We start from the raw sequence: 22,455 nt of genomic DNA, 5'->3' as shown, positions 1-22,455 counted from the left end.
CGCTGCACAACGCGGTGCCGCCGACGTCCCCGCACTCGGCGTACGGCAGGAGTCCCACATGGCAGAGCGCAAGCCGATCTCATCCTGGCTCACCGACATGGACGGAGTCCTGATCCACGAGGGGACACCGATTCCCGGGGCGGATGCCTTCATCAAGCGGTTGCGGGACTCGGGGCTGCCCTTCCTCGTCCTCACGAACAACTCGATCTACACCGCGCGCGACCTGCACGCCCGCCTCCGGCGCATGGGCCTGGACGTGCCCGTGGAGAACATCTGGACCTCCGCCCTGGCCACCGCCCAGTTCCTGGACGACCAGCGGCCCGGCGGCACGGCGTACGTCATCGGCGAGGCCGGGCTCACCACCGCCCTGCACGACATCGGCTACGTCCTCACCGACCACGAACCGGACTACGTGGTTCTCGGCGAGACCCGTACATACAGCTTCGAGGCGCTCACCAAGGCGATCCGGCTGATAAACGGCGGCGCCCGCTTCATCTGCACCAACCCGGACGAGACCGGCCCGTCCGCCGAGGGCCCGCTGCCCGCCGCCGGGTCCGTCGCCGCCCTCATCACCAAGGCCACCGGCAAGGCCCCGTACTTCGCGGGCAAGCCCAACCCGCTGATGATGCGCACCGGGCTCAACGCGATCGGCGCCCACTCCGAGTCGAGCGCCATGATCGGTGACCGGATGGACACCGATGTGCTGGCCGGTCTGGAGGCGGGGATGCAGACGTTCCTGGTACTCACCGGGCTCACCACGGTCGCCGACATCGACAGGTACCCCTTCCGGCCGTCCAGGGTCGTCGATTCCATCGCCGATCTGGTCGACCTCGTCGACCTGGGCTGAGCGCTGCGGGTTGCCGGCCCGAGGGGGCGAGGGGGACGGTTCCGGGTGGGTGCTCGCGGGGCCGTCCCCCCGCGCCCCTGCGGATGCGAAAAGCGGGAGCAGGCGTGACCCTTCTTTAAGGAGGTTCACGATGCGTTCGATACCCCTCACGTTCTGTGCCGCCGCGGTCGTCGCGGCGACCCTGGTGCCGGCTTCCGCCGCACTGGCCGACTCCGAATCCGATTCCGGGACCGGCTCCGGGACCGACTCGGGCTCCCGTACCACTCTCTCGGCGACCCCGCCCTCCGCCGTCCCCGGCGGCGATGTGGCCCTGCGGCTGGACGCCTGCAAGGGCAAAGAGGCCAAGGGCACCTCCGAAGTCTTCGCCTCCGAAGCGCTCTTCTCGCCCGCCGCGGACGGGGGTCTCATCGCGCAGGCCCGGATCAGTTCGGACGCCTCCCCGGGCGACTACAAGGTCCAGATCGTCTGCACCGACGACAAGGACACCAAGGCGTCCGGCACGGTCACCGTCATCGACCGGGACCAGGCGACCCCGCTCGCCCCGGTCAGTGCGGGAGGCGGCGGCACCGCCCCCCTCACCGAGCAGGAAGCCCATCAGGACGGCCCCGGCATCGTGCACGCGGTGGTCGGTCTGGCCCTGGCCGCCGTCGCGGTCGTCGCCGTTGCGTTCCGCAGCGCGCGCCGCCGCCGTCCGGCCACCGACTGACATGGGTGCCCCGGACCGCCCCGCGGGCCATGGACGGCTGCTCACCGGAGTGGCCTGGGCCGTCCTGCTGATGGGTCTGTGGCTCTGGGGCCGCGACATCACCGACGGCTCAGGTGCCAGTTCCGCCCCCACCACCGGCGACGTCGCCGCGGTCGGGCGGCCGCTCGGCGTTCCGCTGCCCCCGCCGCACGACCCGATCGAGGGCGCGGTGCCGGAGCGGGTCGAGATCCCGTCGATCGGCATCAGGGCGCCCGTGGTCGCCCGCGGCCTGGACGAGGACGGGGCCATCGAACCGCCGCCGTTCGACACGCCCCAGACCGTCGGCTGGTACGGCGACGGCACCGAGCCCGGCGCGAAGGGCCCAGCCCTCTTCGTCGGCCACGTCGACACCGAGACCGAACAGGCCGTCTTCTACGGGCTGAGCGCGGCCCGCCCCGGCGCGAAGGTCGAGGTGACCCGCGCGGACGGCACGGTCGCCGAGTTCACCGTCGACGACGTCCAGGTCTTCACCCGGGAACGCTTCAACGCCGACAAGGCGTACGGCCCGCGCCGGAGCGGCCGCGCGGAACTCCGCCTGATCACCTGCGGCGGCACCTACGACCGGGAGTCGCAGTCGTACGACGCGAATGTGGTCGTCTCGGCCTATCTGACCGGCGAGAGGTCCCGGGGCGGCGGCAGCGCCTGACGCATTCGGTACCCGGCCCGGCCGGCGGCCCTTTTCCCCCGGGGTGCCGGCCGGGCCGGTCCTCGACCGCGGTGGGCGGGCTGCGGGAGTAGCCGGCGCCGACACGGGAGGGCAGGGGCGGTCCGTGCCCGACACTCTAGGGCGGTGAACCGCCCCGGCCCAGAGGTTTTCTGACGTACGGTCGATAACCGGTCACTCTCGGCTTCCGGGCGAACGGGCAGAAGCCCTGTGCCAGGATGAAGGGGACGCGCGGCAGGGGACCGCCGTCGCACCGAGGGGGAGTGGATGCACGGCAGGCACAACGGCCGGTCGGGCGCGGTGGCCATGGCCGGAGCCGTGCTGCTGCTCGCGGGGTGCACCTCGTCATCGGGGCGTGCCGAGGCAGGCGACCCGTACTGGGTAAACCCCGACGGGAACGCGGCCCGGCAGGTCGCCGCGTACACCGAGGACGGGGACGGGGAGAGCGCCGGTCTGATCGAGAAGATCGCGCGGCAGCCCGTCGGGGAGTGGATCGGCCCCGACCACCCCGAGGCCGAGGTCAAGGGCGTCACGGAAGCGGCCGAAAAGACCGGCAGGGAAGCGCTGCTGGTCCTCTACAACATCCCGCACCGCGACTGCGGACAGTTCTCCAGGGGCGGCGCCGCCGACGGCCGCGCGTACCGGGCCTGGCTGGAGGGCGTCGCCCGGGGCATCGGCGACCGGCGCGCCACGGTCGTCCTGGAGCCGGACGCGCTGCTGCACATGGTCGACGGGTGCACGCCGCAGGAGTTCCACGAGGAGCGGTACGACCTGCTGAAGGGGGCCGTCGAGCGGCTCAAGCGGCAGCCGGACACCCGCGTCTACATGGACGCGGGCAATGCGGGCTGGCGCACCCCCGACGCGCTCCACCAGCCGCTGCGGCGGGCGGGCATCGAAGCGGCCGACGGCTTTGCCGTCAACGTCTCCAACTTCCAGACCACGGCGGTCAGTACGGACTTCGGCAAGCGGCTCTCGGCGAGGGTCGGCGACAAGCCGTTCGTCATCGACACCAGCCGCAACGGCAACGGCCCGTACAGCGGCGGCGCGCCCGAGGAGAGCTGGTGCAACCCGCCCGGCCGTGCGCTCGGCGAGCCGCCGACGACCGACACGGGGGACGCACTGGTCGACGCGTACCTCTGGATCAAGCGGCCCGGCGAGTCCGACGGCGACTGCAGGGGCGGCCCGAAGGCGGGCGCCTGGTGGCCGCAGTACGCACTCGGTCTGGCCCGGGCGACGAAGTAGCGGCGCGGGGGCGAGCGAGGGGAGTCGCCTCGATCACGGGACGCCCCACACCGCCCGTACGCCTACGGCACCTCGACCCACACCCCCTCCGAGGGTGTCCCCCTGTCGTCCGTCACGAACAGCATGTACCACCCCGACGGCACCAGCGCCCGGTTCCCCGGCACAGTCACCGTGATCCCGCCCGCCGTCCTCCTCAGGCCCAGCGCCACCGACCGCTGGTCGGTGTCCGTGACATGGGTGACCGCACTCGGCCGCATCAGCCTCGCCGAGGTGATCGCCGCCCCCCGCGCCGTCGCGAACGTGCCCGTACCGCCGCGCCGGATGCTTGCCGGACCGGATGTCAGCTCAGGGCGCGCACCGCGGTACAGATACGGCGGGGAGTAGATCTCGATGCGCTGCTCGAAGACGCCCGGCCGGGTGTTCGCCCGGTCCGCGTAGAGCGAGTCCGAGCCGAAGACCATGACGCGGCCGTCGGGCAGGAGTACGGACCCCGAGTGGTAGTTGCGCCCCACCGCCGGGTCGGCGACCCGCTTGTACGTGTCCGTCCCCGGGTCGTACAGCCGGGCCTGGAGCACATTCGACCCGCCGCGCCCCCGGTAGTCGTTGGAGCCGCCGGTGACCAGCAGCGAGTCGTCGGGAAGCAGCGAGGCGCTCGGATAGCGGGTGCCTTCCGCCAGCGGGGCGCCGTCCCGGAACCGCGGGGCGGGGTCCTTCAGGTCGACCAGGCGTGACTTCGCGCTCGACCGGCCGGACTCACCGACCCCGCCGCCGCCGATGACCAGGAACTTCTCGTCCTGGGCCGGGGGCAGCCGTACCGTCGCCGAGGTCTCCATCTCGTCGGCGTCGCCCAGGCCGGGGATCTTTGTGAAGCTGTTCGTCGCCAGGTCCCAGATGCCGGGCTCGCGGCCGACGTCGGCGGGGCCGTATCCGGCGTTCGAACCGGAGTAGAAGAGTTTCCCGTCGTTCATCAGGAAGACGGCGGGGTAGGTGGGGAATCTGCGGACGATGCCGGTGTACTGCCACTTCCCGGTCCTCGGGTCGTAGATCTCGTCCTTGCCGGGGACGATCTGCCCGATCTCGTCGAGACCGGAGAGAGCCAGGACCCTGCCGTCCCGGAGGGTGGTCAGCGTCGGGTACCAGCGGGCCTCGTTCATCGGGTCGACGGTGATGTACTTCTCCGCCGCCGGGTCGAACTCGAAGGCTTTCCTGATGCCCTGGAAGTCCTTCTTGTCGAGGGCGAGCTTCTGCGCGATTCCGTAGACGTTACGGGCGTCGGAGCCGGTCAGGCCCGCGATCCGGTAGTTGTCCTCGGCGCCCGTCCCGTACCGCGTACCGGATTTCTCCGCCTCGACGTAGATCCGGCCGAGACCGGCGTCGTTGCGCAGGAACGTGCCGGTCCTTCTGTCGAAGACCTTGGTGGCCCGCTCGATGAGCACCGGGTCCTTGGAGACGAACGTCCTGCCGTTCGCACGGCCCGTGAACCGGGTGCCCGCGGGCAGGGTGACCGGCTTGTCCGGGTCCTCGTTGTGGACGATCATCAGGCCGCCGGCCTTGGTGACATCGCCCTTGAGCTTCTCGTAGCGTCTGGTGCCGCCGGCTATGAGCAGCTTGCCGTCGGGCAGCTGGGTGTGACCGGAGCAGAACATGTCATCGGGCGTGGGTATGTTCTTGAACGTGCCGGCCCCCGGGTCCCACAGCACGGACCGGAAGCTCTTCGCGTCGAAGTTCTTCCGGTTGTTGCCGGAGCCCGCGACGAGCAGCACCTTGCCGGTGTGCAGCAGCGCCGCGTGGATCGTGTTGATCCGGTACGCGGAGGGGACGTCCAGGAAGTCCCAGTGGCCGTTCGCGGCCTTGTAGTCCGGCTTGTTGATCCGGTACTCGTGGTAGCGCTCGGTGCCGAATCGGTACACCCACGGCCCGTTCGCCCCGGAGAGGGCCAGGACCGCCGCCGTGGTGATCGCCAGGCGGCGGGTACGGAGGCTCGGACGGTACTTCATCGTGCACGTCCCTCCAGGTTCCGGACGGTGTACTGCCAGCCGAGGATCGGCGCCGCGGTGATCAGCAGGGCCAGGGCGGCCCAGGTGAGCATCGCCGGATGGCTGTGCCCGCGTACGAAGGAGGCGGCGATGGAACCGCCGAAGACCACGATGAAGAAGAGGTGGATCCGGAAGGTGCCGAAGAGGGTGTCCGGGCTGGACGAGTCGCCCTTGGGCGTCACCACGAACGAGCTCCTGCGGCGCAGCACGGCGTCCAGCAGCGAGCGTGCGTAGACCGGGGCGGAGAGCGCGGACATCATCATGCCGGCCAGACCGCCGGAGCCCTCGGGCTCGTGCGGCGAGACATTGTGCCGCCGGTTCCAGATGTACAGGCCGATCTGGAGCGCCGAGGCATTGCCGTACAGCATCATCCAGACCGTCGGGTCGATCTGTACACCGGAGGCGCCCATCCCCAGGAACAGTGCGCAACTCAGCGCCGCGAGAATCCAGTTCAGGGCGGACATCGGGTAGAAGATGATCATCATGGTGTAGTTGAAGAGCCTGCCGAGGGGGAGCGTCCCGATTCCCCTCCAGTACTGCTTGATGATCGTCTCGTACGTCCCCCGTGACCAGCGCAGCTGCTGGGTGAAGAAGTCCGTCCACGCGGTCGGGCCCTCACCGACGGCCAGCACGTCGGGCGTGTAGACCGAGCGCCACTTGCGGCCGGTGTGCGGATTGCGGGCGCGGTGCATCTCGAAGCCGGTCGCCATGTCCTCGGTGATCGAGTCGTACAGACCGCCGATCTGCTTGAGGGCCGAGATCCGCACCGCGTTGCTGGTGCCGACGAACATCGGGGCGCCGTAGCGGTTGCCCGCGCGCTGGATCAGCGCGTGGAAGAGGAACTGCTGGGACTCGGCGGCCTTGGTGACGAACGAGTCGTAGTTGCCGTAGACCTGCGGGCCGATGACGAAGCCGACGTCCGGGTCGCGGAAGTAGCCGAGCATCCGCTCCAGATAGTTGGGCAGCGGTACGTGATCGGTGTCGACGGAGGCGAAGAAGTCGTACGCGCCGCCGTGCGCGTCCAGCCAGGCGTTGTAGTTGCCGTGCTTGGTCCTGGCGCGGTACGGGCCCTCGGCCCGGTTCCACTGCGCGACGCCCTTGCGGGAGAAGTGGTGCACCCCGAGCCGGGCGCAGACCTCCTTCACCGCCGGGTCGTCGCCCTCGTCGAGCAGCCAGACGTGCATCAGCCCGCGGTGCCGGATGCGGACGGCGGCCCGAAGGGTCCTCGTCACCATCTCCAGGGGCTCCTTGCCCGGGACGAAGGAGGTGAGGAAGGCGACCCGGGTTCCGGTCTCCGGCACGACCGGGACCGGGTCGCGCGCGACCAGCGTCGCGTGCGCGTTCGACAGGACGTTGAGCGTGCGGAAGAGCTCGATCAGGCCGATCGAGACCAGCATCACCAGGTCGAGGACCAGCAGCGTGCCGTTCTTGAGGTCCGGGTCGCGCCGCGTCCAGTGGTCCGGCTGCATCAGCCAGGCGAACAGGCCGAGCGAGACTAGGGGCGCGGCGCCCAGCAGGAGCGCCGCGCGGATTCTGTGCGGCTCCTGGGAGAGCAGAGACCGGTATTGCATCCGGTACGGTCGGTCCGGATCGGGCCGGGTCAGCGGCCCGGCGAGCCGGCTGGAGTGCTCGTAGTCGTAACGCGGCAACGCGATCTTCGGGTGCCGCCGTTCCTTTCCGGTGTCCGGCTGCGCCGGTATCCGGAGCCGAGCGGTCGTGGAAGGGTCGTCGTTCTGCTGCCGGGCGCCTGTCGGCGTCGACGTCATGAGCCATCCCCCTGCACGCATGGTCGGTGCGTGACTGGTCGGTCGTCTCGGCCACGGCGATTCCCCGTCGGTCGCCGCGGACGACATCAATGGCGGGCGGCCTTCCGCTCAGACACGGAACGGCGCCCTTCCGGCTGTCTGATGCCTCCCCGACATCTGTCCCCGAGCGGGGCCCCACCCCACGTAGCGGACAACCGGAACTTCCCCCTCTGCATCCCCCAACTGCACGGCCCATCAGCCTGGTTGGAGCTGACGGCCCCTAGACAGGTTGTCCGACCCCGGCCCCGACCGCAAGGGTGGAACGGGTGGGTTGCCAGTCATTTGTACGATTTAGGGCGCCCTTGCGGAGGGGGCGTGCGGAGGCGTATGTGAGAGCTCTTCGCGCCACTGAGTGACGGAGCGTGACTGTGTGGCAGGTGTGCGGAGGCTGCGCGGCGACCATGAGGCACCATGAACGGACAAGGCCCCCTCATGCGTGGTGAGGGGGCCTTGTCTCTGCGTGCGCCGCCAGGGACTCGAACCCCGGACCCGCTGATTAAGAGTCAGCTGCTCTAACCAACTGAGCTAGCGGCGCCTGCTGACCTGGAGAACTCTACCCGAAGGCGGGGTGTGCTCCTGACCATTTCCCGTCCATCACGGCCTGTCGGATGGTCGTTTTTTCTCTCCTATCCGTCAAAATGCCATATGTCAGGAGAGTTGAGACACTGGCGCCCTTGCAGATGCGCCCGAAGATCTTGACGAGTGCGGAGGGGAATCGCATGACTGTGCCGGTTTTCGAGGAGTACGTACCCGCCAGCGACTGCACCTGTGCGGGGTGCGCCGCACAACGGCGCACCGCCGCCAGCGCCTTGCCCGTACGGGACGGAGGCCACCCGGCCGCACATGGCGCGCGCCGTGCGCTGGTGCTGGTCACCGCGGCCGGAGTGGTGCTGAGTACGGGTGCGGCCGAGGCGGTGGGCGCGCCGGGCGGAACGGCGGCCCGTACGGATGAGACGACGGTGGCGGTGGACCCGGTGGACGATCCGTCCGGCTCGACGGACACGGCGGGCTCTGTCACCGCGGCCGACGAGGGTGACCCGCTCACCAGGGCCGATCCGGATACGGGCCCGAATACGGATACGGATACGAACCCGGATACGGACCCGGACACGGACAGCCCGCAGGGTGGGCCGGGACCGTTGCAGGGCGCGGGGGCCCCGGGCCCGCCCTCGTCCACCGAGCCCGCGCTGCGCAAGACCAGCCGGGCCGCGATCGTCAACCGCGCGAAGAAGTGGGTGTCCTCGCAGGTTCCGTACAGCATGAGCAAGTACTGGTCGGACGGCTACCGGCAGGACTGCTCCGGCTATGTGTCGATGGCCTGGAGCCTGCGCGGCAACGAGTGGACCGGCAGCCTCGCCAAGTTCGGGACGCGGATCGCGCGGGAGAAGCTGCAGCCCGGCGACATCCTGCTCTTCCACAACCCTGCCAACCCCGCGAAGGGTTCGCACGTCACGATCTTCGGTGGCTGGACCGACTACACGCACACCCACTACACGGCGTACGAGCAGACGAAGCCGCACGCCCGCAAGCAGACGACGCCCATGGCGTACTGGACCAACTCGGGCAGCTACGTCGCGTACCGCTACAAGGGCCTCAGCAGCGCCACCACCGGGAGCGGCGGCGGTGAGTCGACGACGGCGTTCCCGGGCGCCGCGAAGTTCGGCCCCGGCGTCGGCAACGAGTACGTCACCCAGCTCGGGAAGATGCTTGTGGACCGGGGCGGCAAGCGCTTCTACGGGGTCGGCCCCGGGCCGGACTGGAGCGACGCCGACCGGCGCGCGACCCAGGCGTTCCAGAAGGCCCAGGGCTGGAAGGGCAAGGAGGCGGACGGCATCCCCGGTCCGGACACCTGGCGCCTGCTGATCAACGGGACCGGCCGTGAGATCCCCGCCGCCGGGAGCGGCCAGGGCGGTTCGAACTCGGCTTCGAAGTTCCCCGGGCGGGGCTATTTCCGGCCCGGTCAGTCGAACAGCCATGTCGACAAGCTCGGCAAGCAGTTGGTGAAGAAGGGATACGGCAAGTACTACCTGTCGGGCCCGGGGCCCCGCTGGACCGAGGCGGACCGGCGCAACGTCGAGGCCTTCCAGCGGGCCCAGGGCTGGCGGGGCGGAGCGGCCGACGGCTACCCCGGCCCGGAGACCTGGCGGCGACTCTTCGCGTGACACGACGGACATGACGGAGGCGGGAATGGGATCCACGGTGTCGGACAACTCCGGAACTCCGGAGGACGGGGGGAAGCGGGAGGGGGAGCCGGAACGGGCGCGACGACATGCGCAGACGCAGGCCGGGGACTCGGGAACGGGCGGGGTGTCGGCTCCGGGCACGGGCCCGAGGGCTGGTGCGGGCCCGAGGGTGGGTCCGGGTTCAGCCTCGGGCGTCGGGCCGGAGGCCGGTCCCGGTCCCGGTCCCGGTCCCGGTCCCGGTCCGGGTTCCGGCTCAGGCAGGCAGCCCGGTTCCGCCGCCGACTCCGTCGTCGACCTTGTACTGGACCTGGTGCCGGGGGACCGCGTGGACTCCGCGGCTCTGGGTGCGACCTCGGCCTCGGTGTCGGTTCCGGCTGCGGCCGTCGCGCCTCTTGCGGTTCTGGCCGGCCGCCGAGCAGCCCACGCTGCCGGGGACGAGCAGCACGGGCGGCGTCGCTCGGTCGTCGCCGATGAGCGGTCCGCCTCCATCCCCGTACACCTGGTCTTCCGCGAGGACCCCGAGCGCACGGCCGCGGCCGCGCTGCCTGCGGATGTGCTGCGTAGGGGAGCCGACGGGGTCGGGGTGCGGCGGCCGCCCCTGCCGAGGGGGCCGCAGGTGCGGCCGTCGACGCGGCCCGCGCCGGTCGGTGATCCGCGGCTCGTCGAGCGGCCGGGGCCCGCGCTGCCCGGCTGGGTGGCGCTGCTCGCCGGGCTGGCCGGTACCGCCGCCGCCGGCGCCGTCCTCTGGTGGACCGGCGTGCTGCCCGCCGCCGCGCTCAGTCGGTTCGGGATCGGCTCGCGCCCGTACGACGGAATCGGTCCCGGCGCCTGGGCGGCGCTCGCCGCGCTGGTGACGGCGGTGCTGTTCGCGCTCGGCGGGCTGAGCCGCGGGCGGGTCGGGTACGTCTGGGTGCTGACGCTCTTCGGCGACTACCGGGGCAGCGTGCGCCGGACGGGGCTCATGTGGGTCAGCCCGCTGCTGCTGCGCCGTCGTGTCGACGTACGCCTGCGTCACTGGCGCAGCGAACCGCTGCCCGCAGTGGACGCCAACGGTACGGCGCTGCGCGTCGTCGTCCTCGTCGTCTGGCGGATCAAGGACACCGTCCGGGCCACGCTCGGGGTCGCGGACCACGAGGAGTATCTGCGCGAGCAGGTCGAGGCGGCGATGGCCCGAGTCCTCTCGCAGCTGCCCGCCGATGCCTTCCACGAGGACGCGCACACCCTGCGCAACGCGGAGGCGGTCGGTGACGCGCTGACCCGGATGCTGAAGGCGGACTGCGAGCCCGTCGGCATCGAGGTGTACTCCGCGCAGCCGACCGGAATCGAGTACGCGCCGGAGGTCGCCGCGGCCATGCAGCGCCGCCGGATCGCCGCCATCGACGCCAAGCACCGTGACAGCGTGCTGACTTCGGTGGTTGACGCGGTGGACGACACTGTCAACCGGCTGACCGCGAGGGGGCTCGTGGAACTGGACGACTACGAACGGAAGTCGCTGGTCAAGGACCTGACGGTGGCCTTCTACACCGGACGCAGTGGTGGAGAGGGCGCCTGACAGTTCCCGGGGCCGCTCCGGAGGAGAAGCGGAATCCAACTCCCATTGGTCTGGACATGTTCATATCACGTCAATAATCTAGGACTTGGTCTAGACCGCAGCACATGCGCGCAGCACAGCTCATGGAACCTCCCCCACGTTCTTGAGGAGCGACAGCAATGCGTAAACGGGCAAGTGCGGCCGTAGTCGGCCTCGCGATAGCGGGCGCCTCGATGTTCGCGACGAGCAGCGCCAGCAGCCACGGCTACACCGACAACCCCATCAGCCGCCAGAAGCTCTGCGCCAACGGTACGGTGACGAACTGCGGCAGCATCCAGTGGGAACCGCAGAGCGTCGAGGGCCCCAAGGGCTTCCCGGCGGCAGGTCCGGCCGACGGAAAGATCTGCTCCGGCGGCCACTCCGAGTTCGCCCAGCTCGACGACCCGCGCGGCGGCAGCTGGCCCGCGACCCGCGTCACCGCCGGGCAGGGCTTCGGCTTCCGCTGGCAGTTCACCGCACGGCATGCCACGACGGACTTCCGCTACTACATCACCAAGAACGGCTGGGACCCCACCAAGCCGCTCACCAGGGCCGCCCTGGAGTCGCAGCCCTTCATGACGGTGCCGTACGGCGGTCAGCAGCCCCCGGCGACGCTGACCCACCAGGGCACCATCCCCACCCAGAAGACCGGGAAGCACATCATCCTGAGCGTCTGGACCATCGCGGACACGGCGAACGCCTTCTACGCCTGCTCCGATGTTCAGTTCTGACGTGTAGCCGGCTGCCGTGCACGGGCCGCGTTCCTGGCGGATCCGCTGTCGGCGGGCAGTGCACCGCACCTCGGGGTGCTGCTGGGCAACACCCCTGAATTCCCTCTCCGGTTGAGCGCGGCGGCCCTGACCGGGGTCGCCGTCGCCGGTATCGACCCGCGCTGGCTCGTCAGGGCCGCTCCCTCCCGCGCAGCGGCCCTCCGCAGCAGCGTCACGGCCAGCACCGCCCCCGCCAGCAACAGCGCGGCCCCCGCCACCGAGGCGTACTGCATGCTGTGCACGAAGGCCTCCCTCCCGACCGAGATCAGCGAGGCGTCCCCCATGGCCACCGCGCCCGGCAGCGTCTTGCGGGCGGCCTCCGGCGCCGAGCCCGGCATGTCGGCGGTGTAGACGGCCGTGGCCACCGCACCCAGCAGCGCCATCCCCGTCGCACCGCCGAACTCCTGCCCGGTCTCCAGCAGCGAGGCCGCCGAACTCGCCTTCTCCGGCGGGGCGGTGGACAGCGCCAGGTCCGAGACGAGCGCCATCACGGTCACGATGCCGCAGCTCATCACGGCGCACCCGCAGAGCAGCAGCCACAGCGAGTCCGTACCGGTCAGGGCGAGGACGGCGAAACCGGCGGCGGCGATGACGAAACCGGCGCAGATCACACGCGTACGGTCGGTCCGCTGGGCGATCACCGTGGCCGTCGGGGCCGCGACTCCCACCGCAAGCGACGGGGCCATGCTCCACAGCGCGGCCTCCATCGTGCCCATGCCGAGTACCGACTGCAGATACTGCGTGGTGAAGAAGGCGGAGCCCATCATGGCGAAGGCGGCCAGCGCGTTCAGCCCGATCCCCGCCGCGAAGCCGCGGTCGCGGAACAGTTCCCGGCTGATCATCGCGTCACCCCGGCTGCGCTGGCGGCGGACGAAGAGCCCGCCGACGAGGAGGCCGGCGGCGATGGTCAGCGCGTTCGGCAGATCGAGCCCATGGGCGGCGCTCTCCTTGATCCCGTAGACGACGGGCAGCACGGCACCCATCGACAGCGGCATGCTCAGGAGGTCGAACCGGCCGGGGTCCGGGTCCTTGAACTCCGGGACCAGCACCGGTACCAGGACCAGCAGCAGCACCATCGCGGGCACGTTGATCAGAAAGACCGAACCCCGCCAGAAGCGCTGCAGCATGACCCCGCTGAGCACCGAGCCGAGCGCGATCCCGCCTGCCATGGCACCCGACCAGATGCCGACGGCCCGGCTGCGCTGCCGCTCGTCGCGGAACATGTTCCGCACGAGCCCCATCGTGGAGGGCATCAGCGTCGCACCGCCGACCCCGAGCAGGGCGCGGGCCGCGATCAGCATCCCGGGGCCGGCGGCGTACGCGGCGGCGACGGACGCGGCACCGAACGCGAGCGCCCCGAGGAGCAGCAGCCTGCGGCGGCCGATCCGGTCGCCGAGCGAGCCCATCGTGATCAGCAGGCCGGCCAGGACGAAGGCGTACACATCGAAGATCCAGAGCTGCTGGGTGGCGCTGGGTGCGAGGTCCCGGTCGATGGACGGAATCGCGAAGAAGAGGACGGAGACGTCCATGGAGACGAGGAGAAGGGGCAGCAGGAGGACCACGAAGGCGGTCCACTCCCGGCGGCCCGCGAGGCCGTCGCGGTCGACGGTGGTGCGCATGGCGTTCGTCATGCCGTGAAATGTACGAGTGTATAAAACGTATGTCTAGTACGGATGTGTAAAACATCCGTACATCCAGAGGGGCAGCAAAAAACGCACTGGGCGGTTCACGTGTGTACGTGAACCGCCCAGTGCGTTGTCTGTGCGCCGCCAGGGACTCGAACCCCGGACCCGCTGATTAAGAGTCAGCTGCTCTAACCAACTGAGCTAGCGGCGCCTGCTGACTCGAAAATAATACCTGCTCCCGAGGGGTGCTGATGACGGCCTGAAGTCGGACAAATCAAGCCCGTCCGGCGTTTGACGACAAAGCCGTCCCGGGCCGGCCCCGTTGGGCCTTGCCGAGTCCCCGCCCCTAGAGCGCCAGCGACAGGAGTACGGGCGCCGCCCGCCGGTTCAGCGCGGCCGCCGCCGCGCGCAGGCGATGCGCATCCTCGACCGGAAGCGACAGCGCGAGGCACCCCGCCGACGATCCGGCCGTCAGCGGCACCGCCGCGCACACCGTGCCGACCGCGTACTCCTGGAGGTCGAGTACCGGGACCGTCGGCGGCTGGCTGTCCAGCTTGGAGAAGAGCACCTTCTCGTTGGTGATCGTCCGCGATGTGAGCCGGGCCGTCTTGTGGCGCGAGAGGTGGTCGCGGCGGCCGTTCTGGTCGAGCTGGGCCAGCAGGCACTTGCCGACCGCCGAGGCGTGCGCGGCGGAACGGAAGTCCACCCACTCGTTGACCGCGGGTGTACGGGGGCCGTCGGCGTACTGCGTGACCCGGATCTCGCCGTCCACGTACCGACTGATGTAGACCGCCGCGCCGACCGAATCGCGCAGCTGTGCCAGCATCTGCTGGAGCCTGGTCTCCAGGGCCTGTCTGCGGGCCGCGCCGGAGCCGAGGAGCAGCAGAGAGGATCCGATGACGTACGCGCCGTCGGTGACCTGCTCGACGTATCCCTCGCGGCGCAGCATCAGCAGCAGGGAGGTGAGATGCCCGATGGGCAGCCCCGTCTCCCGGGAGATCTGGGCGTCCGTCACACCGTTGCCGTGCTTGGAAACCGTTTCGAGAATGCGAAGGGCGTACTGCACCGAATGGAACGGTGCGGTCGGTTCGGGCTTCAATGCCACGGTTTCCCCCACCAGGTTGTGACCCCAAGCTCTGTCACCACGATAGCCGTCAAGAGCCCTTTACGGGGCGGCTGTTGGCGACTTGATGGGGTGCTCCGGGCCCGTAAGCTGGGGTGCACCCGTATGGCATATGCCAGCGTCATTGGCGTGCAAGGAGTGGGGAGGTCACGGCGCCGCGGTGAGCGGTTCGCGCATACGTTCGCCCCCGAGGGAGGGGAACTTTTTCTGCCGGCCGGGTTCATTCGCCCGGGTCCGTGCCGGGAACGTACCCGTGCTGTTTGTCCACCACGTTCGGCAGGGGCTCACCGGCCGCCCAGCGTTCGTACATCTCGACGAACTGCTCGCCCAGCCGGTCCCGCCAGCCCGCCGCGTCTCCGCTCATGTGCGGCGACACGATCAGATCCGGTACGTCCCAGAGCGGGCTCTGCGGCCCCAGCGGCTCCTGCTCGAACACATCGAGCGCCGCGCCCGCGATCCAGCGCTTGCGCAGTGCGGCGACCAGATCGTCCTCGACGACCATCGGGGCGCGCCCCACGTTGATGAAGCGGGCCGACGGCTGCATCAGCCCGAAGAACCGCGCGTCGAACATGCCACGGGTCGACTCCGTCAGTGGCGCCGCGCAGATCACCCAGTCGGCCAGGGAGACCAGCCGGTCCAGGTCCGCCATGGCGTGGATGGTGCGCCGCGCCCGGCGTCCCACCAGCGCCACCTGGACCCCGAGGGCGATCAGCAGCCGGGTGATCTCCCGCCCGATCGGGCCCGCGCCGACGACCACCGCGCGGCTGCCCGCGAGCTGTGTGCTCTCCCGGTGGCGCCACAGCCGCCGGCGCTGGAGCTCCAGCGTGCCCGGGAGGTCCTTGGCGAACGCCAGCACCAGGCCCGTCACGTACTCGGCGATCGGCCGCTCGAAGATGCCCCGCGCATTGGTCACCACCGTGTCGGAGGCCGTCAGCTCCGGGCAGAGCAGCCGGTCCACGCCCGCGCTCGCCGTATGCACCCATGCCGGGCGCGGTCCGTCACCGGGCCAGGCGGCCCGTACCGCGTCGGAGGTGAAGTCCCACACCAGGAGTACGTCGGCCTCCGGGAGCCGTGCGGCGAGTCCGGCCTCGTCCGTGTACCGCACGGTGGCCCGGCCGGTCAGTCGGCCCAGGCGCGGCGACGGATCGGTGTCCAGGACGAGCAGGGTGGGCTCTGGCATGAGAGGCGGTAGCTCCGCTGCGTCTTCGAGGTGCGGATTGACCACGCTCGCACCCGCGTCCGCCTTCGTCAACAGGTCGCGGTGGGGGTGGCGGCGGATGGGGGAATACTGGGGGGAGACGGTGGAAAACGGACAGTGCTCCCGCAGGAACGGTGCGCCGCTGGAGCACCGCAGAACAGGAAGGGTGGACATGACGACCCTCGGTTTTCTCTACCCGGGCCACCACGTCGCGGAGGACGACTTCCCGCGGATGGAGATCCTGCTCGATGCCGTCAGGCTGGTCGTGAACCACACCGACGTCGACGAGGACGCCTATACGATCGACGCGCTGACCCGGACCGGCGCACCCGAATGCCTGGCCGCCGGGGTGGCGGAGCTGCAGCGCGCCGGGGTCGAGTCCGTCGTCTGGGCGAGCAGCGCCGGCGGTTTCCTGTACGGCTGGGAGGGCGCCCATCAGCAGATCGCCGCCCTGGCCAGAGTGGCCGGCGTGCCCGCCTCCAGCACCTCCTTCGGCTTCGTCCATGCGGTACGGGAGCTGGAGGCGGCCCGTGTCGCCGTCGCCGCGACCTATCCGGAACCGATCGCCGCACAGTTCACGGCCTTCCTCCGCTCCGCGGGCATCGAGGTGGCCGCCACCAGTGCTGCCGGTCTCGCTTCCGCGGCCGAGGCCGCTGCCTGGGACCTGGACAAGGTGAAGGAGCTGGCCACGGCCGCGGACCGGCCGGAGGCGGAGGTGGTGCTGCTGCCCGACACGGCCCTGCACACCGTCTCCCACGTGACGGAGCTGGAGGAACTCCTCGGCAAGCCGGTCCTCACCGGGAACCAGGTGACGGTCCGGGAGGGGCTGCGGCTGGCGGACCGCCGGTCCTGGTCCCCGAGGCTCGGCAAGATCTTCGCCGAACGCGAGGCTCCTCCGGCCCCGGTGTCCAGATGGGGCGAGGGCCGGGAGCGCGCACACAGCGGGAGGAAGGGGCGGCCCGGAAAGCAGCCCCACATCGGCTGGTGAGCCAGGGGCGACCGGGCGGCCGGGGAGTGGGGGAATAAACGGAGACCACCTCCTGTTCTGCCTTTCCGGACGTACGAGACGGACGTAGGCGCATCACCGGAGAGGCCAGGACGTGGACGAGATTCGAGGCGACGAGATCCGTGGCAAGGCGGAGGGGACGGCCACAGTCCCGCTCTCCGTGCTGGACCTGGTGACCGTGGGCCAGGGCCGCACCGCCACCCAGGCGCTGCGTACGAGCGTGGACATCGCACAGCTCGCCGAGCGCCGCGGATTCCACCGCTACTGGGTGGCCGAACACCACTCCATGCCCGGCGTCGCCTCCTCGTCGCCCGCCGTCATCCTGGCCCACCTCGCCGCACACACCGAGCGCATCAGGCTCGGCTCCGGCGGTGTGATGCTGCCCAACCACGCACCGCTCGTCATCGCCGAACAGTTCGGCACCCTGGAGGCCATGGCCCCCGGCCGCATCGACCTCGGCCTCGGCCGCGCCCCCGGCACCGACGGCGCGACGGCTGCCGCCCTGCGCCGCACGGACCGGCTGAACGAGGGCGCCGACGACTTCCCGCAGCAGCTCGCCGAGCTGACCCGGTTCCTGGACGACGACTTCCCCGACGGCCACCCCTACTCCCGTATCCACGCGGTCCCCGGCCCGGTCCAGGCCACCTCCGAGGGCGGGGTCCAGTCCCCGGCCCGCCCGCCGATCTGGCTGCTCGGCTCATCCGGCTTCAGCGCCCGGCTGGCCGGTGTGCTCGGCCTCCCGTTCGCCTTCGCCCACCACTTCTCGGCCCAGAACACGGTCCCAGCCCTCGACCTGTACCGGGAGTCGTTCCGCCCGTCCGCGGTGCTCGACGCCCCGTACGCCCTGATCGGTGTCGCGGCCCTGGCCGCCGACGACGAGCGCGAGGCCCGCCGCCAGGTGCTCTCCGGCGCCCTGTCCATGGTCCGGCTGCGCACCGGCCGCCCCGGCCTGGTCCCGACGCCCGAGGAGGCGGAGACGTACTCCTTCAGCCCCATGGAGCGCGAGTTCGTCGACGGCTGGCTGGTCAACATCGTCCACGGCACGGCGGACGAGGTCCGCACCGGCCTCGACGACCTGGCCAAGCGCACCGGCGCCGACGAACTGATGATCACCGCCAACGCCCACGGCGGCGAGGCGCGACTGCGCAGCTACGAACTGATCGCGGACGCGTACGGGCTGCCGACGGTCTGACACCGCCCTCCCCGGTGACCGGCAGTCGGTCACCGGGGTCAGGCCATCAGCTTCCCGCCGCCGATCAGTTCGGCGATCCGCTCCGGAGCCACCGCGCGCGAGTACAGCCAGCCCTGCCCGGTGTCGCAGCCGATCCTGCGCAGCCGTTCCGCCTGGCCCGCCGTCTCCACGCACTCCGCGGTGACGGTCAGGCCCAGGCGGTGTGCCAGCTCCACCATCGCCTCGACGATCGTCTCGTCGGCGGGGCTCGGCCGGTCGCCGTCTTCGTAGCGGAAGCCGCGTACGAACGAGCCGTCCAGCTTCAGTACGGAGACGGGCAGCCGGCTCAGATAGGCGAGGTTCGAGTAGCCGGTCCCGAAGTCGTCGATGGCGATGCGTACGCCCATGTCGCTGAGGGCCTGGAGGGCCTGGAGGGGGCGGCCCGCCGAGCCCATCACGGCGGACTCGGTCAGCTCCAGCTGCAGCAGCCCGGGGTCGAGGCCGGTCTCGGCGAGGATCTCCGCGACATCGGTGACCAGGTCGGAGTCCCAGACCTGCCGCACGGCGACATTGACGCTGATGAACAGCGGCGGTTCGGCCGGGTGGTCGAGCTGCCAGCGCCGGGCCTGGCGGCAGGCGGACCGCAGTACCCACCGGCCGAGCTGGACGATCGAGCCGTCCTCCTCCGCGATCGCGACGAACCGATTCGGCGAGAGCATCCCGAACTGCGGGTGGTTCCAGCGGACCAGCGCCTCCACCCCGCGGACGACTCCGTCGGCCATGCCGACCAGCGGCTGGTACTCGATGGTGAACTCACCGCGCTCGACGGCGGGCCGCAGATGAGAGGAGAGCGTCTGACGGGTCATCCGGTGGGCGTTGCGTTCCGGGTCGAAGACCGTCCAGCGGTCCTTGCCGTCCGCCTTCGCCCAGTACAGCGTGGTGTCGGCGGCCTGCATCAGACCGGTCGCCGAAGTGCCGGCCACGGGCCGTTCCACCACCCCGATCGAGGCCGAGACGCCCAGCCGCTGCCCGCCCAGGTCGAAGGGCTTCTGCAGTGCGGCCAGGACCGTGCGGGCCAGATCGGTGAGCTGCTGCGTACCGGCGGAGTCCTCGACCAGGATGGCGAACTCGTCGCCGCCCAGGCGCGCCACGAGATGGGAACCGGGGCGGTGCGGGCCCTCCTGGGCCGCGCAGTCGGTGAGCCGTGCGGCGACGGCGGCGAGCAGCCGGTCGCCGATCCGGTGGCCCATCGTGTCGTTGACGGCCTTGAAGCCGTCCAGGTCGAGATAGCAGAGCCCGATCCGGCCGCCTCCGGGGTGTCCGGGGAGGCTGCCGTCCTGGTGCGGCGGGGTCTCCAGGACGGCCGAGAGCCGTTCGAAGAACAGTGTCCGGTTGGGCAGCCGGGTCACCGGGTCGTGCATCTGGAGGTGGCGCAGCCGCTTCTGCAGCTCGCGCCGGTCGCTGATGTCCGCGACGGAGAGCAGCACCCGGCCGGGCCCGGGGCCGTCGGCCCGGACGGCCTCCGGCTCGGGCATCGGCACGACGGTGATCTCGGCCCACATCGAGCGCCCGTCGGGGTGTTTGAGCCTGCGGGTGCAGCGGAACCGTGAGCGCCGGCGGTGCAGCACCTCGCGGTACGCGCGCCAGGTGCGGCCGTCCGCCACGAGGTCGAGCAGATCGGCCGCCGACTGGGTGGCCAGCGCCGCGGCGGGGAAGCCGAGGAGGCCGCCGAGCGCGTCGTTGGCGGCGACGACCAGGCCCTCGTGATCGACGACGGCCATCGGGAGCGTGGCGGCCCGGAAGGCGGCCCGGTAGCCGTGCGTCTCGGCCCTTTCGACTCCCGCAGGGGGCCACGGGGGATGACGCTCCGTGACCGACGGTCCTGCGGAATGAGGGGCCGTGCCCGCCGCGGGCCTCGGCCCTTCGGAGGTTCCGCTCACCGTTCGCTCCCGCCGTGCAGTTCTGTCCTGAACAGGTGTGGCCGGACTGGCCGCCGCGCGGACGCCGCTGTCGCAGGCGCACGCCACGCGGGAAAGCCTGGTGAAGCATAGAGGCTGCGGCGTCGGCCGTTCCAGCGCCCGAGCCCTCCGCGCCCCGCGTTCGCCCCACTTGGGCCAGTCGGCCGCCGATCCGGTTTGCCCATGACTGATCATTTCTGAGCGATTTGGTTCTCTCGCGATGCCCTGGTGATCGATTGTGACTGTCCGTGAGGGTGAATCTCTCGGTCGACTACTGACTCGACTGGGGCAGCTAAACAGGACGAAAGCCTCAAATCATCACAAGGTGAGTGGGTGACCACGTCTCGCCCCGGAGGTTGATGTGCCGCGTCAGCCCGGAACCGGGGCAGTGGAGAGACCGAGCCTGCGCCGCATCACCGCGGCCGCGACCTCTCTGATGGCGCTCGTCGCCACCTCTCTGGTCGCCGGGCCGGCCGTGGCCGCCACCGGCGAAGCGGGGCCGTGCGCACTGCCCCGCACCGAGGCGCACCACTCGCTGGGCGTGGGGGACTGGAACGACGCCTATCCGCGCCCCGACCGCTCCCTCGACGCGGTCATGATCTTTCTGTCCTTCCCGGACCACCAGCCCGCCAACACCACCAAGGAGCTGACCGCCGACTACTTCCCCGCAACCACCCAGTTCTTCCAGCGCGCCTCGTACGGAAAGTTCACCCTGCGCCCGCACCCGCTGCGGCAGTGGATCCGGATGCCCAAGGCGTCCGGCTGGTACGGCATACAGCGGGACTGGAACAACGAGCGGCGCGGCGCCTATCTGCGCGACGCCATCGCCGTGGCCGACCCGAAGGTCGACTTCTCCCGGTTCGACGTCGTCTATCTGGTCGCCGACCCGGACGCCCCGGGCGTCGACTCCGATGCCACCAAGGTCGTCAACTTCGACCAGCCGCTGCACGCCGACGGTACGGACATCCGGCGCGTCGTCACCGTCTTCGAGCAGCACCCCCCGGACCACAACGTGCTGTCCCACGAGACCGGGCACGTCTTCGATCTGCCGGACCTCTACCACCGGCCGACCGACGGCAAGGGGGACTGGGACACCTATGTCGGCGACTGGGATGTGATGGGCAGTCAGTTCGGGCTCGCACCGGACTTCTTCGGCTGGCACAAGTGGAAGCTGGGCTGGCTGGACGGCAGGCAGGTGGTCTGCGTCCAGCGCAGCCGCGACATCACCCTGGAGCCGATCGCCGCGGTCCCCGTACCCGGCGCCTCCATCGGCACCCGGCTCGCGGTGATCAGGACCGGTGAGGGCAGTGCGGTGGCCATCGAGGCCCGCAGCGCCACCGGCAACGACCGGACGACCTGCACCGAAGGCGTCCTGCTCTACCGGGTGCGCAGCGCAACCCCGTCCGGCGGCGGTCCGGTCGAGGTCATCGACACCCACCCCCGCTCCGACGCCTGCTGGGACCGGTCCGTCTACGCGCCGCTCGCGGACGCCCCGCTGCGGGTCGGCGAGACGTACAGCATCCCCGGCGCGCACGCCAGGATCGAGGTCGCCGACCGGACGCCCTCGGGCGCCTGGACGGTCCGGATCACCACAGGAACGTAGGTCCCGCGAGCACGAAGAAGCCCTCTCGCTCTCGCAAGGGGGCTTCTTCCGTCTGTGCGCCGCCAGGGACTCGAACCCCGGACCCGCTGATTAAGAGTCAGCTGCTCTAACCAACTGAGCTAGCGGCGCCTGCTGACGTCGTAGACATTAGCATCCTGATCGGTGGTAGGAAAAATCGAATTCCGGGCCGCCGGGGAGGTCGCCGACCTGGTCACCCGTACACAGGCCCAGAGCAGTACGTCCGGGCCCGGCAGCCAGGGGCTGCGGGTGTCGGGGGCGACCACCCAGCGGGGCCCGGGGGCGGCGGAGACGCAGGTCAGCGGCGGGACGGTCACCGCATCCCCGATGCCGTGGCAGAGCAGTGGCGGGACCTTGCCCCCGCCGCCGTCCCGCCCCCGCGGGTCTGTTGCGTCGCGCGGTTCGAGGCCGCCGCCCCACTCCTCCCAGTCGAGCAGCGAGGGCAGCCGCTGGGCGGTGCCCGGGGAGGCGAAGAGCAGCATCCGTCCGCGATGGGTGGCGACGGGGCCGGAGCCGGGGCCGTCCGCCCACAGGTGTTCCAGCATCCGGCGCCCGAAGAGAGTGGGCACGTTCACCACATCGAAGGCCGATCCGCACGGCAGCACCCCGGGTGCGGAGGGGTGGGCCTCCCACTGGGCCAGCGTGCTGCGCGGATAGGCCGCGGCGCCGGCGAGCCAGGCGGCACCGGCTGCCGTGATCTGAGCCGTCCGGTTCGCGGCCCGGTCGCGCAGGAGGGCGAAGACGTCGGCCCCGTGACAGGGGCCGTCGCCGTGATGCAGGGGCGTCTCGTCTGGCAGCCATGCGCTCATGCGCCCATGTCTACCGGGAGTGATCAAGCGGATTCCGAGAGTTGCCGGAAATCGGGACAGGGCGGGGCGGAGAGGAGTATCT

Annotated in this window: 17 protein-coding genes and 3 tRNA genes; 10 read left to right on the top strand and 10 right to left on the bottom strand. The window is 70.7% G+C overall.

All coding sequences use genetic code 11. The features are described 5' to 3' along the window. Positions 1-58: 58 nt before the first annotated feature. The 4 genes from OG507_RS14415 (at position 59) to OG507_RS14400 (ending at position 3,498) form a co-directional block, all read left to right on the top strand. On the top strand, positions 59-847 hold the full coding sequence (locus OG507_RS14415; RefSeq protein WP_327367599.1) for an HAD-IIA family hydrolase: 789 nt from the start codon (positions 59-61) through the stop codon (positions 845-847). A 130-nt stretch (positions 848-977) separates the two neighbouring features. Continuing rightward, positions 978-1,553: a hypothetical protein gene (locus OG507_RS14410; RefSeq protein WP_327367598.1), complete on the top strand. Its 576-nt coding sequence runs from the start codon at positions 978-980 to the stop codon at positions 1,551-1,553. A 1-nt stretch (position 1,554) separates the two neighbouring features. Continuing rightward, positions 1,555-2,238, top strand: coding sequence for a class F sortase (locus tag OG507_RS14405; RefSeq protein ID WP_327367597.1), 684 nt, complete (start codon positions 1,555-1,557; stop codon positions 2,236-2,238). A gap of 285 nt (positions 2,239-2,523) precedes the next feature. Continuing rightward, complete coding sequence (locus OG507_RS14400; protein ID WP_327367596.1) at positions 2,524-3,498, top strand: glycoside hydrolase family 6 protein; 975 nt, start codon at positions 2,524-2,526, stop codon at positions 3,496-3,498. 62 nt (positions 3,499-3,560) lie between these two features. On the opposite strand, the gene OG507_RS14395 is transcribed toward OG507_RS14400, so the two are convergent. The 3 genes from OG507_RS14395 to OG507_RS14385 form a co-directional block, all read right to left on the bottom strand. Beyond that, complete coding sequence (locus OG507_RS14395) at positions 3,561-5,495, bottom strand: galactose oxidase-like domain-containing protein (protein WP_327367595.1); 1,935 nt, start codon at positions 5,493-5,495, stop codon at positions 3,561-3,563. Then, positions 5,492-7,300, bottom strand: coding sequence for a glycosyltransferase family 2 protein (locus OG507_RS14390; protein WP_327367594.1), 1,809 nt, complete (start codon positions 7,298-7,300; stop codon positions 5,492-5,494). Before OG507_RS14390 ends, OG507_RS14395 begins: the two co-directional genes overlap by 4 nt. A gap of 500 nt (positions 7,301-7,800) precedes the next feature. Next, positions 7,801-7,874 (bottom strand) — tRNA-Lys (locus OG507_RS14385). Positions 7,875-8,058: 184 nt separating this feature from the next. On the opposite strand from OG507_RS14385, the gene OG507_RS14380 reads away from it, so the two are divergent. From OG507_RS14380 to OG507_RS14370, 3 genes are all read left to right on the top strand, one after another. Further along, entirely contained in the window at positions 8,059-9,501 is a 1,443-nt protein-coding gene (locus OG507_RS14380; RefSeq protein WP_327367593.1) for a peptidoglycan-binding protein, read from the top strand. A gap of 25 nt (positions 9,502-9,526) precedes the next feature. Then, a complete protein-coding gene (locus OG507_RS14375; RefSeq protein ID WP_327367592.1) occupies positions 9,527-11,074 on the top strand; it encodes an SPFH domain-containing protein in 1,548 nt (515 codons plus the stop codon). A 158-nt stretch (positions 11,075-11,232) separates the two neighbouring features. Next, complete coding sequence (locus OG507_RS14370) at positions 11,233-11,823, top strand: lytic polysaccharide monooxygenase auxiliary activity family 9 protein (protein WP_327367591.1); 591 nt, start codon at positions 11,233-11,235, stop codon at positions 11,821-11,823. On the opposite strand, the gene OG507_RS14365 is transcribed toward OG507_RS14370, so the two are convergent. The 4 genes from OG507_RS14365 to OG507_RS14350 form a co-directional block, all read right to left on the bottom strand. Then, a complete protein-coding gene (locus tag OG507_RS14365) occupies positions 11,814-13,493 on the bottom strand; it encodes an MFS transporter (protein WP_327367590.1) in 1,680 nt (559 codons plus the stop codon). The two genes, OG507_RS14370 and OG507_RS14365, sit on opposite strands and share 10 nt — an antisense overlap. A gap of 131 nt (positions 13,494-13,624) precedes the next feature. Continuing rightward, a tRNA-Lys gene (locus tag OG507_RS14360) sits at positions 13,625-13,698 on the bottom strand. Between the two features lie 135 nt (positions 13,699-13,833). Continuing rightward, complete coding sequence (locus tag OG507_RS14355) at positions 13,834-14,592, bottom strand: IclR family transcriptional regulator (RefSeq protein ID WP_327367589.1); 759 nt, start codon at positions 14,590-14,592, stop codon at positions 13,834-13,836. 238 nt (positions 14,593-14,830) lie between these two features. Further along, the gene (locus tag OG507_RS14350) at positions 14,831-15,790 is read right to left on the bottom strand and encodes a D-2-hydroxyacid dehydrogenase (RefSeq protein WP_327367588.1); all 960 of its coding nucleotides are present in this window, start codon (positions 15,788-15,790) and stop codon (positions 14,831-14,833) included. 190 nt (positions 15,791-15,980) lie between these two features. On the opposite strand from OG507_RS14350, the gene OG507_RS14345 reads away from it, so the two are divergent. Further along, entirely contained in the window at positions 15,981-16,796 is an 816-nt protein-coding gene (locus tag OG507_RS14345; RefSeq protein WP_327367587.1) for a maleate cis-trans isomerase family protein, read from the top strand. Positions 16,797-16,908: 112 nt separating this feature from the next. Continuing rightward, positions 16,909-18,006, top strand: coding sequence for an LLM class flavin-dependent oxidoreductase (locus OG507_RS14340; protein WP_327367586.1), 1,098 nt, complete (start codon positions 16,909-16,911; stop codon positions 18,004-18,006). 38 nt (positions 18,007-18,044) lie between these two features. Here the strand turns inward: OG507_RS14340 and OG507_RS14335 are convergent, their stop codons facing one another. After that, positions 18,045-19,925 carry a putative bifunctional diguanylate cyclase/phosphodiesterase gene (locus OG507_RS14335; RefSeq protein ID WP_327367585.1) on the bottom strand — a complete coding sequence of 627 codons (1,881 nt, stop codon included), beginning with the start codon at positions 19,923-19,925 and terminating at the stop codon, positions 18,045-18,047. Positions 19,926-20,331: 406 nt separating this feature from the next. Between OG507_RS14335 and OG507_RS14330 the strand changes: the two genes are divergently transcribed. Then, positions 20,332-21,546, top strand: coding sequence for a M6 family metalloprotease domain-containing protein (locus OG507_RS14330; RefSeq protein WP_327367584.1), 1,215 nt, complete (start codon positions 20,332-20,334; stop codon positions 21,544-21,546). Between the two features lie 55 nt (positions 21,547-21,601). Here the strand turns inward: OG507_RS14330 and OG507_RS14325 are convergent. Beyond that, positions 21,602-21,675: transfer RNA gene (locus OG507_RS14325), tRNA-Lys, on the bottom strand. Further along, entirely contained in the window at positions 21,666-22,373 is a 708-nt protein-coding gene (locus OG507_RS14320; RefSeq protein ID WP_327367583.1) for a bifunctional DNA primase/polymerase, read from the bottom strand. Before OG507_RS14320 ends, OG507_RS14325 begins: the two co-directional genes overlap by 10 nt. Between the last annotated feature and the right edge of the window lie 82 nt (positions 22,374-22,455).

Origin of the sequence: Streptomyces sp. NBC_01217, from assembly GCF_035994185.1 — a bacterium.
In the GTDB taxonomy this organism is placed as follows: Bacteria; Actinomycetota; Actinomycetes; order Streptomycetales; family Streptomycetaceae; genus Streptomyces.
The sequence above is the reverse complement of the archived record's forward strand: the minus strand, read 5'-3'. Positions and strand labels throughout refer to the sequence as shown.